This is a genomic window from Salininema proteolyticum (assembly GCF_042685645.1).
GTDB lineage: Bacteria > Actinomycetota > Actinomycetes > Mycobacteriales > Micromonosporaceae > Salininema > Salininema proteolyticum.
Genome location: NZ_JBHUNX010000001.1, coordinates 3,372,822 through 3,386,570 on the forward strand (window position 1 = coordinate 3,372,822; position 13,749 = coordinate 3,386,570).

The 13,749-nt window shown below is 68.7% G+C and carries 13 protein-coding genes; 2 read left to right on the forward strand and 11 right to left on the reverse strand.

All coding sequences use genetic code 11. The annotated features are described in order from the left end of the window. Positions 1–518: 518 nt before the first annotated feature. The 9 genes from ACFTE1_RS15600 to ACFTE1_RS15640 all read right to left on the reverse strand — a co-directional run bounded on the left by ACFTE1_RS15600 (position 519) and on the right by ACFTE1_RS15640 (position 8,739). Entirely contained in the window at positions 519–1,676 is a 1,158-nt protein-coding gene (locus ACFTE1_RS15600) for a glutathione S-transferase family protein (RefSeq protein ID WP_380621202.1), read from the reverse strand. Positions 1,677–1,827: 151 nt separating this feature from the next. Continuing rightward, positions 1,828–2,439, reverse strand: coding sequence for a hypothetical protein (locus tag ACFTE1_RS15605; RefSeq protein ID WP_380621204.1), 612 nt, complete (start codon positions 2,437–2,439; stop codon positions 1,828–1,830). A gap of 271 nt (positions 2,440–2,710) precedes the next feature. Further along, the gene (locus tag ACFTE1_RS15610; RefSeq protein WP_380621206.1) at positions 2,711–3,514 is read right to left on the reverse strand and encodes a hypothetical protein; all 804 of its coding nucleotides are present in this window, start codon (positions 3,512–3,514) and stop codon (positions 2,711–2,713) included. Between the two features lie 307 nt (positions 3,515–3,821). Continuing rightward, positions 3,822–5,156, reverse strand: a complete 1,335-nt coding sequence (locus ACFTE1_RS15615; RefSeq protein WP_380621208.1) for a M14 family zinc carboxypeptidase — start codon at positions 5,154–5,156, stop codon at positions 3,822–3,824. Between the two features lie 393 nt (positions 5,157–5,549). Continuing rightward, positions 5,550–6,002 carry a hypothetical protein gene (locus ACFTE1_RS15620; protein ID WP_380621210.1) on the reverse strand — a complete coding sequence of 151 codons (453 nt, stop codon included), beginning with the start codon at positions 6,000–6,002 and terminating at the stop codon, positions 5,550–5,552. Between the two features lie 14 nt (positions 6,003–6,016). Further along, positions 6,017–6,475, reverse strand: a complete 459-nt coding sequence (locus tag ACFTE1_RS15625) for a hypothetical protein (protein WP_380621212.1) — start codon at positions 6,473–6,475, stop codon at positions 6,017–6,019. Positions 6,476–6,665: 190 nt separating this feature from the next. Then, a complete protein-coding gene (locus ACFTE1_RS15630; protein WP_380621214.1) occupies positions 6,666–7,139 on the reverse strand; it encodes a hypothetical protein in 474 nt (157 codons plus the stop codon). A 218-nt stretch (positions 7,140–7,357) separates the two neighbouring features. Beyond that, positions 7,358–7,705, reverse strand: a complete 348-nt coding sequence (locus tag ACFTE1_RS15635; RefSeq protein WP_380621216.1) for a hypothetical protein — start codon at positions 7,703–7,705, stop codon at positions 7,358–7,360. A 527-nt stretch (positions 7,706–8,232) separates the two neighbouring features. After that, a complete protein-coding gene (locus tag ACFTE1_RS15640; protein ID WP_380621218.1) occupies positions 8,233–8,739 on the reverse strand; it encodes a hypothetical protein in 507 nt (168 codons plus the stop codon). 94 nt (positions 8,740–8,833) lie between these two features. On the opposite strand from ACFTE1_RS15640, the gene ACFTE1_RS15645 reads away from it, so the two are divergent. Further along, positions 8,834–9,742, forward strand: coding sequence for an aminoglycoside phosphotransferase family protein (locus tag ACFTE1_RS15645; protein WP_380621220.1), 909 nt, complete (start codon positions 8,834–8,836; stop codon positions 9,740–9,742). 7 nt (positions 9,743–9,749) lie between these two features. Here ACFTE1_RS15645 and ACFTE1_RS15650 read toward each other — a convergent pair whose 3' ends face one another. Both ACFTE1_RS15650 and ACFTE1_RS15655 read right to left on the reverse strand, forming a co-directional pair. Then, positions 9,750–10,736 (reverse strand): GNAT family N-acetyltransferase, encoded by a 987-nt coding sequence (locus tag ACFTE1_RS15650; protein ID WP_380621222.1) that lies wholly within the window; start codon positions 10,734–10,736, stop codon positions 9,750–9,752. A 216-nt stretch (positions 10,737–10,952) separates the two neighbouring features. Then, positions 10,953–12,245 (reverse strand): nicotinate phosphoribosyltransferase, encoded by a 1,293-nt coding sequence (locus ACFTE1_RS15655; RefSeq protein WP_380621224.1) that lies wholly within the window; start codon positions 12,243–12,245, stop codon positions 10,953–10,955. Between the two features lie 174 nt (positions 12,246–12,419). Between ACFTE1_RS15655 and ACFTE1_RS15660 the strand changes: the two genes are divergently transcribed. Next, positions 12,420–13,745 (forward strand): MFS transporter, encoded by a 1,326-nt coding sequence (locus ACFTE1_RS15660; RefSeq protein WP_380621226.1) that lies wholly within the window; start codon positions 12,420–12,422, stop codon positions 13,743–13,745. Positions 13,746–13,749 lie beyond the last annotated feature (4 nt).

Here is a 13,749-nt window from a genome sequence, read left to right on the forward strand (position 1 = left end):
TCGGCTCGTCGCACTGCCTGTTTCGCTTGAAGGCCCTTGTGCGCTTTCAAGCGGAATTGTTCGCACCACCTGGCTCCACTGCCTGAACCACCAGCCCAGGCAGGCGCGCTCCCCTGAGCCGCAGCGACTTCGACACTCCCACTGGAGGCGCTTCGTGCCGATACCTCCATGCCTTCTGGAGACCTGACCTCCGCAATGGACTGCTTCGCTCTTCACAGGTACTGCATAGCGGCACTGGGCGAATATCGCCCGCCTCATGCCGTTCTCGCCTATTCGGGGGCAGCGGGGGAACGAGAGTCGTTTTGTCACATAGGATCACGCACCATTGACTACGGTAACACGCATACTGAGAATACCAATATCCGCGCAACAGGCACTTTGGACAGCAGAGCACTGCCCCGACCGTCCGCCGGAGATCCGGGGCCGAGTACCGGTCTCGGCCCCTACGGAACGAGAATCATCCAGGACAGAAGGGGCCGTGACTCCCGCTCCGGCGGCGATCGCGGTCGGGATCGCTTCTAGCCCCTGTACAACGGATTGGCTCCCGGCGGCCGCTCTTCAGCGGACACGGGGCCGGGAGCCGTACCGTCGCCGAACGGCGTCCCGCCCAGCCTCTCCCGTCCGTGGTCGGAGAGCCAGTTCTCCAGGTCGGGTCCGGACGGCACGACCTGAGTCGGGTTGATGTCCTCGTGAACCACGTAGTAATGGCGTTTGATCTGGTCGAAGTCGACGGTGTCGCCGAATCCCGGGGTCTGGAAGAGGTCCCGCGCGTAGCCCCAGAGGTTCGGCATCTCCGTCAGTTTGTTCCGATTGCACTTGAAATGCCCGTGGTAGACGGGGTCGAACCGCACCAGAGTGGTGAAGAGCCGGACGTCCGCCTCCGTGATGGTGTCCCCCATCAGGTACCGGCTGTCGGCCAGCCTGTCCTCCAGCCAGTCCAGCGCCTCGAACAGCCGCGCGTAGGCGTCCTCGTAGGCCTTCTGGGAACCGGCGAACCCCGCCCGGTACACGCCGTTGTTGACCTCGGTGAAGATCCGCTTGATCACCGGAAGCATCTCCTCGGCCAGGTCGTCCGGAATCAGGTTCGGAGCGCCCTCGCGGTGGAAGGCGGCCCACTGGGTGGAGAAGTCGAAGGTCAACTGAGGATAGTTGTTGGTGACCACGCCGCCGGACGGGACGTCCACGAGCGCGGGCACCGTGATGCCCCGGGGATAGTCGGGAAAGCGTTTGAAGTAGTTCTCCTGCAGCCGCTCCGTGCCGAGGACCGGGTCTCTGCCGTCCTCGGTGAGGTCGAAGGTCCACGAACGGACGTCGTGGGTCGGCCCGGGAGTGGCCAGTGAGATGACCTCTTCGAGCCCCAGCAGGCGGCGGATGATGATCGACCGGTGCGCCCACGGGCAGGCTCTCGCGGCGACGAGCCGGTAGCGGCCGGGCTCCACCGGCCAGGCCTCCGCCCCCTCGGTGAGGCCGGAGATCCTCGGATCGCCGATCTTGGACGGTTCCTCGGCCGGCGCGGCCCTGACGGCCTCGACGTCGGCCACGACGCGGTCCTCGATGTAGTTGGTGTCCCTCGTGAACTCCTCGCCGGTGACGTAGGCTCCCTTGGTGGAGTACTCGTCGGTGCCCGTCGAGGCGGGCTCTCCGGAGTCGGACTGGTGTGCTTGGTTCGGTGCCATGGCTCCAGTCTATGGCCGACTGTGGTGAAGGCGCCCGCAAGATTCGCGGACTCAGTTGGTCCTTTTCCTGATGGAGACGTTCGACCACCGGTCCTTGATGAACACGGTTGCCGCCGGCTGCACCCCGCAGCTCGAGGGTGCCCCATCGCGGTCATTCCCTGAATCCGAGCTTCTCCAGGAAGTCCGTCCACATGCCGCCGCCATCGTAATCGTGGAAGCGAGAGTACTCGTTGAGGTAGTCGCCTCCCAGAACGAACCGGTCCATGAACGCGCAGAAGCCGTCATACTCGGCCAGGACTCCCGTGGAGACCCCCTCCTGCTTCCAGAACCGCGAGTATACGAGCACGCTGTGGTCCCCACGGTCTTCCAGAACGGCCAAGTCCCCGTAGCTAACCTGTGATCCGATGGTCCCGATCTCGACCAGGTCGCCGCCGTTCCTTCCGTAATTCAATCCGTCCATGTCGGGGGAACACGGCTGCACTTCGACGTGCAGTGCGAAGTCGGCCAGTTCCATGGGCCCGAACTCATCGACGAACTCCAACAGCTCCGCGGACAGGCCGTCCTTCTCGGAGCCGCCGAACGCGCCCGGCGAACCTTCCCAGCGGAAGAGCGGGAGGTGAAAGGCCTCCTCGGTCTCAGCGTAGATCTCCGACTCTTCGATTCCCTTATCCACAAGGGGTTCGATGTCGTACTCGCAGAGCATCGCGCCCAGGGCCCGGCTATAATTCGCGGGGTCGCGCAGGAGTTCCGTCTTCGCGCGCATGCTTCTGCGGTGGTCCACTGTCCGTTTCGTCTCCTGCCGAACGACCGGTCTCTCCCGGGGATTCCGGAACCGGGTTCTCCACGGATCTTACAACCGGCTCGCACCATGACTACCCGACAGCGATGTCCCTCGGTCTTGCAATCGAGGGCGTCAGTTCAAACGGGGACGGCTGAAAAGGGCCGCCGGGGCACGTGGTTGCCCCGGCGGCCCTGTCCGCGTTGTCTTGGAGACTCAGGCCGCATTGCGGCGAGTAGACCAGACCCGCGATCGACTACTCGGGCCGGTCGCCGATTCCGCCGTTGGCGGCCCCGGAAGTGAGCGTATAGACGGTGCCCGCCTGGTCCTTCAGTTCGAGGCCTTCGAGTCCGGCCAACAGGTTGCCCAGGTCCAGCACTCCCGCGCCACCGCTGCCGACGGCCGCGTCGGCAAAGGCCTTGACGTCCAGACCGACCGGTTCGGTCGACTTCAACTCGGTGACGAGCTCGGCGGTCGGCTCTTCGAACGTCCCAGTGTCCGTGGCGTCGGACGCCTGGGCGAGAACATCACTGGGAACGCTCACCACCAGGGACAGCAGTTCGGAGATCTCGTCGCTCGGGAAGGCCTGCTCTGGGACGCCATTGGCCGCGTCCTCCACCTGCGACAGGACGGCACTGGCGGGAGCGCCCTCCGCCTCTCCGCCGGCCAAGGGGTCCGACCCGAGGACGATATCGGCGATGTCGAGATCGACCGGTTCCCCGGTCGGCAGGTCCGGAACCTGGTGCCCCAGCGGCACATCGACCGGCAGGTCGTCGGTCGGGAGGTCCTGGCCGAGGCTCGGCGTGGCGTTGATGGCGCCGGTCAAGTCCTGGAGCGGGATCTCGTTGCCCGCCTCGTCGGTCAGCACCAGGCCTTCCAGCACCACGTCGAGCGAGATGACCGTGCAGAGCAGGTCCTGGAGGTCCGGAACCTCGCCGACCGGGTCGTCGACGGGCGGCGAAGGCTGGGCGGCGGCGGGCCCGGCGATGAACGCCGTCCCGAGGGCCGCCGCGGCGGCACCGGTGGCCAGTTTCAGGCCGAATCTGCGGCGTGAACTCATAGAATCGGGTTCCCTTCGAGTGCGTCATTCGGCGGGGAGAGGTCGCCCTCCCTCGGCATGTCCACCTATGAGTCCTAATAGGCCGAGGCTCTACATGACGCCGTTCCGTCGAAGCCGGCCGGTTTTCGGCCGAAAGCCCAGGCCGGATGACGGGTAATGACTCCACTCCTGTGATACGCCGAGAAAGACCGCCGCAGAGCGTTCCGCCCGTTGGAGCAGAGCCGGGCCGGTCGACGCGTCGTGAACGGCGGACATACCGGCGGCCCGGGGGCAATGCCGCTCCCCCGGGCCGCCGGCGGTCTGATCGCTATCCGCCGTAGGGTGCGCCGGCGGCGAGACCCGCCTCCGTCAGCGCGTCGCGGTTGGTGCTCCACAGGTCGCCCTCCAGGCAGGAGTACTGCGGGAAGAAGCCGCCGCACTCGCCGGACTGGCCGCCAACCTCGAAGGTGTAGCTGGCGATCCCCATGACGCCATAGGTGTAATCGTCCGTGGTGCCGCTGGAGGTGTATCCGACGGTCTCGCTCCCGCTGCCGACCCGGTAGCCGTTGTGCGAGGCGATCGCCCCTCCCAGTTCCCTCAGCTCGGCGTCGTTCGGCGGAGTGTCGGGCGTGTATCCCCAGGGCACGATCACGTACTCGCCATAGGCGTGGAGAGAGATCATGACGTCCCGAGTGTCTGCCGGGGCCGCCTCGCCGTCGCCCTCGCCGCGCTGGTCGGGGTGGATCTTGTCGAACAGGCCCTCCAAGGCCTGGACCTCGGGCTCGGACGCGGCGCCCTCGCCCTGATACGTCTCGGCGCAGGGATCGGTCGTCTCGTCGCCCCACTGGTAGGAGTGGTTGCGGTTCAGGTCGATGCCGAACCGTCCACCGCACTCGCCGCCGGAGTCGTTGGCGTTCTTGCGCTGCAGGACGGGCCTGTCCCCGCCGGAGGCGACGATGTCCACGCCATCGGGGTTGGCGATGGGCACGATCCACACCTCGGTGGTGTCGAGTAGTTCGGTCACCCGGTCGTCGGAGCCGTAGCCCTCGACCAGGTAGTCCATGTACCGCCAGGCGATCTCGCCCGTGGCGATCTCGCGGGCGTGGATCTGGGCGACGATGGAGATCCGCGGCTTGGCAGAGTCCGGCGACAGCTCGCAGTCCCCCTCTTGCTTGTCGGTCAGGCAGATGGCCTTGATGTCGTACCCGCCCTCGCCCTGGGTCTTGAGCCAGGAGTCGCCGACGTCGTAGGCGGTGGCCAGCTCCGGGTTGTCCGCTGCCACCTCGTCGAGATGGTCGATGTGGAGGTCCGGCGTCTTGTATCCGCCGTAGTAGGAGCCTTCGGCAGCGACGCCGGTGTCGGCGACGGACTTGTAAAGGGAGTCCTCGAAGTGCGGATCCAGTCCGCGCTCGCGCAGGGAGTCGGCGACGGCCTCGCCGCCGATCACGTCGGCTGTGCCGTCGTGGTACTCGGCCACGTCGAAACCGGTCTCCTCTAGATCGCGCACCTCGTCGGGGCTGAGGTCGGAGACCTCCCAGATGGCGGGTCCGCCGTCGGGCGGATCGCCGGCCAGCGGTTCGGCCGTGGAGTTCGCCGCGACCAGGCCGGACGCGGCCAGGACGGCGGCGCCTGCCAGCACCATGGCTGTCTTTCTCGGGCGCATCGGTACCTCTTTCCTTGTGGTACAGAGGGAGTGTGCTGCAGGGGTCGTTCAGCCACCGATTATAGATACGCAGATTTCAATGATTGATTGACAAGATTCCTTCATGAACATCTGGAATCCCACCATTGAGCAGGAGATTCTCCCGCCTCGAGCCCAGGGCGACCACGGGGAATCAGCGGACGGCCACCATCGGTCGACCCCTGGACTACGGACTCAAGGGATTTCCCTACACCGGGGCACACAGATCGGGGCGGCCGTTCGAAACGGCCGCCCCCGGTACTCGTCAATAGTCCGTGCGCCCGCCGGAGCGGGCGGAGAATCCCTACTCGGGGAACATCTCCTATGAAACTGCCCCAGGAAGGAAGCGTGCGTGGCCAGGGGCCCCGAGGGGCCTCAGCCGCAGTGCTTGTTCGCGAAGTCCTCGAAGGCCATGGACCCGTCGGGGACCTGTGTCTGTCCGCCGATGTCGACGCACTTGCCGGTCATGTCATAGCCTTTCGGCGTGTAGACCGGCCCGGCGTAGTAGCGGTAGTTGCCGTAGTCGTTGTCGTTCTTGGACGAGTCGGAGCTCGGCCAGATGCCGACCGACTTGACGGCGGCGAAGTCGTAGGCCGCCCCGGTGGCGTTCATGACAGCGCAGTTGCGCTTGGCCGTGGACGACCAGTAGACGTCGACGTAGCCGACCCTGCCGTACTTGGAGTCGTCGATGGGCCAGTGGCCCACGCGGACGTACGAGGAGCCGCAGTTCCCGGTCACCGCCGCCTGGGCCGTGCCCGGGCCGGCCACGGTCATAGCGGCGAGCGCCACGGCCAGGACGAGGCCGGTCTTGCGCAGGATGTTCTTCATGACGGGCTCCTTCCTCATCCGCAGTGGACGCGGTTCTTCTTGATCTCGACGAACTTCGAGTTGAACAGTTCGTCGAAGACCTGGCCGACGACGTCGACGCATTTGCCGGACATGTTCACGTTCTTGTCGGTGTAGACCGGTCCCGCGTAAGAGGTGTAGCGGCCGACGTCGGATCCGCCGGGTTGGGCGACGGAGCCGCCGGTGGGCCGGATCTCCACGGCCAGGCCGTGGTGGGAGCCGGTGTCGCTGCTGGTGTTGACCAGGACGGCGCAGTTCTGCTTGTAGGCGCTGGAGTAGTACACCTCCAGGCGGGCCGAGTGGCCGTTGCCGGACCCGTTGTAGGAGCCGATCTGCGCGAAGGACGAACCGCAGACGTTGGCGGCGGCGGCCGGTCCGGCGAGTGAGGGCGAGGCGGTGAGGGCGACGCCGAGAGCGGCCGCGGCGGCGATGGCGAGGCTTCGGAATTTCTTCATCGTGGAACTCCTGAGATCGGGGTCGTGGGGCCGCGCAAGCCCCTTGAGGCTTCTGATGTTCCCGAATCCATTGGGAGACTTGGGAACTTGCTCGATCACCGTAAGTAGTCCGCTGTGGTTCGTCAAGCCCCGGAGAGGGCGGGCGTCCAGGGCCGGGCCGGAATGGACCGAGCACGACCGACGCCGGCGGTCAGGCGGGCGATCCGGGGTCACCGTCCGCCGTGGGCCGGAGCGAATGATTGAGTGCCACTGCCAGAGCTACGGTGAGCACGAAGGTGACGGCCAGGCCCAGGACGGCCGTCTCGATGACGGATCGGCCGTAGAGGAAGTCCAGCCGGATCGCGCAGCCGACGACCAAGGGAACCAGGAACAGCGGAGGCCATCGCAATCGCAGGGCCCAGGCGGTCAACGGCGCTGCCACGAGCCAGACGACACCGATGACGGCGACGGCGACCCCCATGAGCGCGAACGTGTCGCTGCCGTCGGGGCTACAGAGGCGGTTCTCCATCGGGTCGCACGTCGGATGGTAGACGGTGTGGACGATTAGGAAGGTCGCCGCGCTGAGTGCGGCGGGGACGGCGAAGGTCGCGGCCCCGCAGAGCGCGGCCGCGACCCAGTGTCGGTGCCGCGCACGCGACGGGCGGGGCGAGGTGCTGCCAGTCATAGACTTGAGTCTATCTACTGACGGGTAATACCTCCACCCCTTCACGTGGGGGCGGAGATGTGGACGGCATGCCCTTGGCGGGATCGGGGTCCCCCACCTCCTCACGCGGGGGCCGAGAGCGCCGGGCCGGCGGCCGAGGAGAAGTCCCTCCGCCCCGGGTGAAAGGACGGAAAGATGCGAAGCGGAGGGGGATCCGCCGGCTCGGACGGATCAGAGGGTCATCCCCGTGCGGAGTTCTGCTCGTCCACGCACGCCAACGCGTCGTGCGCGATCCGCTCGCCCAGGGCCCTGCCCTCCGGGTCGGAGTAGTAGCGCCGGTTGAAGTGGGTGTCGGCCTGGACTCGGCCGTCCTCTCCGACGCGGAGGTGCCGCAGCATCATCGCGAGCGCCTTGGCGCTGTCGCGGTAGGCGCTGTCCGTCCGCCAGACGTTGGCGTTGCGCCCCTCCATGTCGGGGAGGGTGATGGTGTAGTCGCGTCCGTCTTCGGCGGTGAAGACCCCGACGACCGACTCTCCGCGGAAGTACATCGGCCGGTTGTTCGCGGTCTGGTTCTCGCTGGTGCTCAAGGAGGATACCTCGCTCCGGGTGTCGCGCGACCGCACGGGCACGGGAGGCGGCCGCTGGTGGGTGGGGAAGGCTCCCACGGCTTCTGGCGGCCGCGGGTCGGTGCGGGTTCGCGAAGGGGTCGCGAACCGCCCGGGGGAATCGGTCGACTACCACGATGAGCCGCTCTCCGACCGGCGCGGCGTACTGGTGCCGCCAGGGCAGGCGGCATGGCCGGCACCGCCCGCAGGGCATGCCGGTGCGCGGTCTTTGTGGTTGTCGCCCTTCACGACTCGTAGTGTCAACGCTGTGTAGCGAACTGTCAACCCCTGTGGGGGAGGGTGCGAGCGGAGGGCGAGGTGGGACGGTGGACCGGCGCCGCGTCCCGAGGACGCCGTCTTCAAGGAGATAGGGCGCGACAGGGGCGTTCGTCGCGGCCGACGTAAGGCTGAGCCCCGAGGTAGGGGACGGCGCTCCCCGGTATCGCGGGTTCGCAGGCGTTCCGATCCTCCCGCGGCCCTGGAGTGTCAGAAGATCGGCACCCGGATCCTCAGCGCACCGGTCCCGACAGGACGTCGGCCGACCATGCCTCTATGCGGCGGGGCAGGTCGCCGTCGCCGTCGAGCAGCCGGGAGTAGGCCCCGCGTTCGTGGTCGAGGACGGCGGCCTCCCAGACGCAGGGGGCCAGCCCGGTCCAGCCGGGTCGGAACTCCCCGCCTCCGGTCCGGTGGAACACCGCCATGTCGGACATGAACCCGCCGATCCACGAGTGGACGACCAGGTAGTCGCCGTCGCCGCCGAGGTGGGTGATGACGGTGGCCAGCCCGGTCGAGGAGCGCGTGCGGCCCAGCCGGAGCCAGTCCTCGGCGATGGACGCGGTCAGGTCGATCAGTTCGGGTGTGACGGTTCGTCCAGGCGCCTCGATCCCGTAGAGCTTCGCGACGTGTCCGGCCAGGGAACGCGTTCCCACGGGCCTCACCTCGCGATCGTGGTACTCGTCGGACAGTTTTCCCAGCGCCTCCAGGTCGACGCCCTTCAGATCGAGTCCTCGGTCCATGGTCCTGCTCCTCGCATTGGTCGGTCCGCCCAGTAGACCACCGGCGCGGAAAACCCCGTTGCGGCCCTCCTCGGAGGCGATTAGGCTCATCGCCATGTCCAGCAACGCTTTCGCCGACGGTCGCGCCGGGATCGACGCGTCTCTAGTCCGGCGACTGATCGATCGCCGCTTCCCCCGTTGGAGCGGCCTGCCGGTCACCCCCGTGGAGTGGGACGGCTGGGACAACCGGACCTACCGGCTCGGGGACGACATGAGCGTCCGGCTCCCCACTGCCGCCGGCTACGCGCCGGCCGTGGTCAAGGAGAACGAGTGGCTCCCGGTACTGGCGCCAGGGCTGCCTCTGCCGATCCCCGTCCCGCTGGGCCTCGGCGCCCCCGACGAGGAGTTCCCGCATCCGTGGTCGGTGCGGCGGTGGCTCGATGGGGAGACCGCCACGGCCGAGCGCGTCAACGACATGACGCGGTTCGCGGTCGACCTGGCCCGGTTCCTAAAAGCGCTGCGGTCCGTCCCGGCCGACGGCGGCCCGGCGGCCGGGGCGCACAGCTTCCACCGGGGAGCACCGCCCGCCCGCTACCACGACCAGACGGTCGAGGCGCTGGACATCCTGGGAGACGACATCGACACGGAAGGCGCCGCCACCACCTGGCAGGCCGCCCTCGAAGCGGAGTCGGACGCCGCGCCGGCCTGGTTCCACGGCGACATCGCGCCGGGCAACCTGCTCGTGCGAGACGGCCGCCTGTCCGCCGTCATCGACTTCGGGACCTGCGGCGTCGGAGACCCCGCCTGCGACCTGGTCATCGCCTGGACCTTCTTCACCGGCGAGAGCCGCGAAGCATTTCGCAGGGAAGTGGATCTGGACGAAGGGGCCTGGCGGCGAGCGCGCGGCTGGGCTCTGTGGAAGGCCCTGATCTGCCTGAGCGGGATCGACGACAACACGGGCGACGTGGACGCGCATCGGCGGGTCATCGCGACGGTCGTCGAGGAGGACCGGCGCTCCCGGTAACGGGACGTCACAGGTCGCGGGCGTACTCCACCCTCAGGTCGACCGGTTCGAAGCCGAACTCGGCGTTGACGGCGTTCATGTGCACGTTGACGTCGGCGTTGCCCGTCCAGATCCACCGCGCTCGCGGGTGCGCCTCTTTGAGCGCGCGCAGGTTCTTGCGTTTGACCGCCGTTCCGAGACGGCGGCCCCGGTGGTCGGGGCGGACGATGGTGATGGCCTGGTTGACATGGGCGGGATCCTCCCGCGGCACGAAGACGACGGTATTGGCGACGACATCCTCGGTGGCGCGGTGGACGGCCACGGTCTGGACGATGTCGGACCCCGTTAGAGCCCGCCAGTCCTCTTGGCGCCGTATCGCTTCCACGTCGTACGTCTCCGCCTCCCGCTTGACCCGGCCGGTCGGCATCTCGGTGTTGATCATGCCGTCCAGCAGTGCGATGGGCTCCAGCATCTCCTCGGGGATCGCCCCGGTCCACGACCGCAGGTCGTAGGCGGGAGGCGTGTCCGGGCTCCCCGGCTCCTCTGGGACGGGCGCCCTCCGCTGCACGATCGAGAGCGTCCGGGAGAAGCCGCGCCCCACGAGGAAGTCCCGTCCGGCGGTACCCCGGCGCGGACCGTCGGGGACCTGTTCGTGCGTGGTGGCCTTCAGAATCGTGCAGCCCTGCTCCACGGCGCGGGCGGCCAGCCGCCCGTACAGCTCCGAACCGATGCCCCGGCGGCGGTGGTCCGGGTGGACGATCAGCTCGGCCGACGCGACATGGGCGTTGGAGCCGAGATTGACCATGAGCTTCGCGGCGGCCACGGCGCGGCCGTCGACGAACGCCACGTCGACCTCGTGGCGGAAGCGGGGGCTCGGGACGGTCGCCATCACCTGGAGGAGGCGCCGGACCGGGGGACGGTTCTCGGGGTGGTCGTGGAGGCGGACGGCGCCGACGAGGTCCATGAAGGAGTCGAAGGCTTCGGGGTCGTCCCTCCCGATGCGTACGATGTCCATGCGCCCCATTGTCGGTGAGCGCGACCACCCTGGCAATCCCATTGCCGGGGAGCGGAGCCCGCCGGACGGCCTGCCATCGCCGGGGCCGCGACCGGCCCCGAGCCGCACAGCGCCTCCGGGCGTATCGAAACGTTGTCCAAAATGGCCTAACGACCGCAAGGACAGCCACAGCGCTTACGGGCGTAGCGGAGCGGCCGCCCCGCTACGCCAGGGCCGTCACTCGGCGACGACGGGGACGGCCGGGTCCCCGGGCGAGAGCTTCAGCCCCTCCCACGGAATGGAGATGAGGCGCTTGCGCACGCGCTCGCGCGCGGCGTCCAGGCTCGTGACATGGACCAACTCCCCGTCGCGGTACAGCGGAACCTGCAGTTTCAGGTCGCCGGGCCGCTCTTCGGGCTCGCCCTGGGAGACGATGACCTCCTCGGTGGCCGTCCCGGTCGGCTTGTGCCGGCGCACGGCCGTCTTCTTCCCGCCGACGGTCCCCTTGTGCTCGGAGCGCTTGGCCACCGGCCGGCCCTCCACCTCGACGAGCTTGTAGACCAGCTGCGCGGTGGGGTGCCCGGAACCGACGACGACGGAGGTCCCCGCGCCGTACATGTCCACCGGGGCGGCCGCGAGCGCGGCGATGGCGTACTCGTCGAGGTCCCCCGAGACGACGATGCGGGTCTCGGTGGCGCCCAGGGAGTCGAGCTGCTCGCGCGCGGACTGGGCCATGACGTCCAGGTCGCCGGAGTCGATGCGGATGGCGCGCAGCCGGGTCCCGGCGGCCTCGATGGCGTTCTCGATGCCCTGGGTGATGTCGTAGGTGTCGACCAGGAGGGTGGTGTCGGTGCCGTAGCGGTCGACCTGGGCCTTGAAGGCCTCCAGCTCGGTGTCGTGGAGGAGGGTGAAGGCGTGGGCGGCGGTGCCGGCCGTGGGCACGCCCCAGCGGCGTCCGGCCTCGAGGTTGGAGGTGGCGCCGAAGCCGGCGATGTAGGCGGAGCGGGCGGAGGCGACGGCGGCCTCCTCGTGGGTGCGGCGCGTGCCCATCTCCAGGATCGGGCGTCCGCGGGCGGCGGTGACCATGCGGGCCGCGGCAGAGGCGACGGCGCTGTCGTGGTTGAGGATCGACAGGGCGAGGGTCTCCAGGACGACGCACTCGGCGAAGGTTCCGGAGACGGTGACGATGGGGCTGTTGGGGAAGTAGAGCTCGCCCTCGGGGTAGACGTCAATGTCCCCGCCGAAGGAGTAGTCGGCCAGCCAGTCGGCGGCTTGGGTGCCGATGACCTCCCTCTCGAGGAGTCCGGCGATGGTGTCGTCGTCGAAGTGGAACCGGGCGACGCCCTCGGCGAAGCGGCCGATGCCGCTGACGACCCCGTAGCGGCGGCCGGTGGGAAGGCGGCGGGCGAAGACCTCGAAGACGCACTGGCGGTCCGCCGTGCCGTCGGCCAGCGCGGCGTCGACCATCGTGAACTCGTAGTGGTCGGTGCGGGTCGGCACCGGCGCGACGGTTTCGTCGAGATAAGGCATGACATAGAGATTAACGCCTGGTTTCGGCCGCCGGTTCGGGAATACCGGACTGCAGGAAGCACGTGAAATGCGGCACCATCGGTGACCGGCGGCACCCCGCCGGGTGACGGCCGAGCGGGCGCGAGCGTAGTGTGGACCGGTCCGAGCCCGCTTCGAGTCTCCCCAGGTACCGCCTTGACTGACACCGCTTCCACGCCGAGCCGCGTCGACTCCGCCGCCGGCGGGCCCCCGTTCTCCGGCCCGCGCATGGTGGTCATGGCCACGCTCATGTACGGGCTGTCCGCACCCGGTCAGACGGCGACGATCTCCGTGTTCCTCGACCCGATGATCGCCGACCTGGGCGTGAGCCGGACGGTGATCTCCACGGCCTACCTCGTGGGCACTCTGGCCGGCGCCATCGCGCTGCCCACCATCGGGAAGCTGGTCGACCGCTTCGGCGTGCGGGTGTCGACGGCGTGGATCGGCGCGGCGCTCGCGCTGGCGCTGGGCGGGCTGTCCATGGCCGTCGAGGTCTTCGGGCTGACGGCCGGCTTCATCGGAATCCGGGCCATGGGCCAGGGTGCGATGGTGCTGGCGGCCTCGGCGCTGCTGTCGCGCTGGTACGACAAGAAGCGCGGCTTCATGCTCGGCATCCAGGCGGCCCTGGGAGCGGGGCTGATATCCCTGTCCCCCATCGGGCTGGAGCGGCTGATCGAGCACTTCGGCGACTGGCGGGCGGCCATGGCGGTGGAGGCCGCGGTGGTGGCCCTCGTCGCCGTGCCCATGGCGCTGTTGTGGATCCGCAACCGGCCGGCCGACGTCGGCCAGTACGTGGACGGCGACCCGGCGCTGGCGCACGAGTCCAAGGCGGAGTCCGGGGCGACGCGCCGCCAGGCTGTCCGCACGCCGTTCTACTGGGTGCTGGTGGGCGCGGTCGGCATGGCCGGGTTCTTCGGCACCTCGATCGGCTTCCACCAGATCGCCCTGCTGGGCGAGCACGGGCTGTCCACGACGGAGGCGGCGGCGAACTTCCTGCCCCAGACCATCGCGGGCACGGCCGCCACGCTGCTGACGGGCTACCTGGTCGACCGCATGGGGCCGCGCGTCCTGCTGGCGGTGTCGATGTTCCTCCTCGCGGCGGGCCTGGCCATGGCGACGGCGGCCGCGCCGGGTTGGAACGCCATCGCCTTCGGCCTGGTCTTCGGCGCCGGGGCGAACACCGCCAAGGCCATCGAGGCGGGCATGACGCCCCGCTACTTCGGCACCGCGAACATCGGCGCCATCCGCGGCGTCATGTCGGCGGTCATGATCGCGGGCACTTCGGTGGCGCCGCTGCTGTACTCCGTGTTCCACGACTGGACCGGGAGCTTCACCGAAGTGCTGTGGATCTCGGCGGCCCTGCCGCTGGTGGTCCTCGTCGCGTCCCTGGTCGTCCCGCTTCCCGAGCCCTTCGGAGCGGCCGCCGGCGACGCCGTCTCACAACGTGAGCAGGACGAGGGCGCCGAGCGGGACACCGTGTAGTCTG

Coding starts and splice junctions, on each gene's coding strand:
- ACFTE1_RS15610 (WP_380621206.1), bottom strand. CDS start 3,514: ATGAGTTCACGCCGCAGATTCGGCCTGAAACTGGCCACCGGTGCCGCC.
- ACFTE1_RS15600 (WP_380621202.1), bottom strand. CDS start 1,676: ATGGCACCGAACCAAGCACACCAGTCCGACTCCGGAGAGCCCGCCTCG.
- ACFTE1_RS15615 (WP_380621208.1), bottom strand. CDS start 5,156: ATGCGCCCGAGAAAGACAGCCATGGTGCTGGCAGGCGCCGCCGTCCTG.
- ACFTE1_RS15605 (WP_380621204.1), bottom strand. CDS start 2,439: ATGCGCGCGAAGACGGAACTCCTGCGCGACCCCGCGAATTATAGCCGG.
- ACFTE1_RS15655 (WP_380621224.1), bottom strand. CDS start 12,245: ATGCCTTATCTCGACGAAACCGTCGCGCCGGTGCCGACCCGCACCGAC.
- ACFTE1_RS15620 (WP_380621210.1), bottom strand. CDS start 6,002: ATGAAGAACATCCTGCGCAAGACCGGCCTCGTCCTGGCCGTGGCGCTC.
- ACFTE1_RS15645 (WP_380621220.1), top strand. CDS start 8,834: ATGTCCAGCAACGCTTTCGCCGACGGTCGCGCCGGGATCGACGCGTCT.
- ACFTE1_RS15650 (WP_380621222.1), bottom strand. CDS start 10,736: ATGGACATCGTACGCATCGGGAGGGACGACCCCGAAGCCTTCGACTCC.
- ACFTE1_RS15640 (WP_380621218.1), bottom strand. CDS start 8,739: ATGGACCGAGGACTCGATCTGAAGGGCGTCGACCTGGAGGCGCTGGGA.
- ACFTE1_RS15625 (WP_380621212.1), bottom strand. CDS start 6,475: ATGAAGAAATTCCGAAGCCTCGCCATCGCCGCCGCGGCCGCTCTCGGC.
- ACFTE1_RS15630 (WP_380621214.1), bottom strand. CDS start 7,139: ATGACTGGCAGCACCTCGCCCCGCCCGTCGCGTGCGCGGCACCGACAC.